This is a genomic window from Vibrio sp. Y176 (assembly GCF_033438945.1).
On the sequence record NZ_JAWOQS010001080.1, the window covers coordinates 1 to 538 of the forward strand.

At 49.6% G+C, this 538-nt stretch carries 1 protein-coding gene and 1 pseudogene; both read left to right on the top strand.

The annotated features are described in order from the left end of the window. The coding region (locus R7O13_RS30300) for a hypothetical protein (RefSeq protein WP_318305651.1) at nucleotides 1–320 on the top strand (320 nt) is incomplete at its 5' end. A gap of 9 nt (nucleotides 321–329) precedes the next feature. Continuing rightward, a pseudogene (locus R7O13_RS30305) lies at nucleotides 330–538 on the top strand (hypothetical protein); the annotation flags it as partial.

Genomic DNA, 538 nt, shown 5'->3' on the forward strand with positions numbered 1-538 from the left:
TGAAGGTGCTCATTGCTTGCGTCGGAAAGATGATCTTTGTGATGCCGGTAATGTGGTTCTGGGTGCTGGTGGTGTGCCGCTTGGTTGAACCAGAACGTATCTCAGACGTGTCAGGACTTATCTCTCCGGACGTGATCGGGTGGGCCGCTGGTGCGGCCATCACCCTCATTATCTATTCCGTTTTTACACGCCCAGCTTTGTACGGATACCACAACTTTTTCAAGCAGCATATGTGCTCAATAGTAAAGCAAGTAACGCCGGAACTCAGAACAGTCACTGGGCCACTGTTCTTTTACCGAAACGAAATTGGAACGATATAGAGAGGAACCATGAAAGTAACTAATAGACTCCAACTGCTGGCACTGGGGCTGTGTATAGCCGGTACTGCCATCGCGGCTCCTGATGTGCTCAATGACGACGCAAAGCTCAAGAACCTTGAGAAGGTGTGTCCCGACTGTCAGATGGTGGCAAAAGATGTACTCAATCTGCGGGTTGAAAACTGCCAGCTCAAAGACACTTCCAGTGCAATGATGATTGG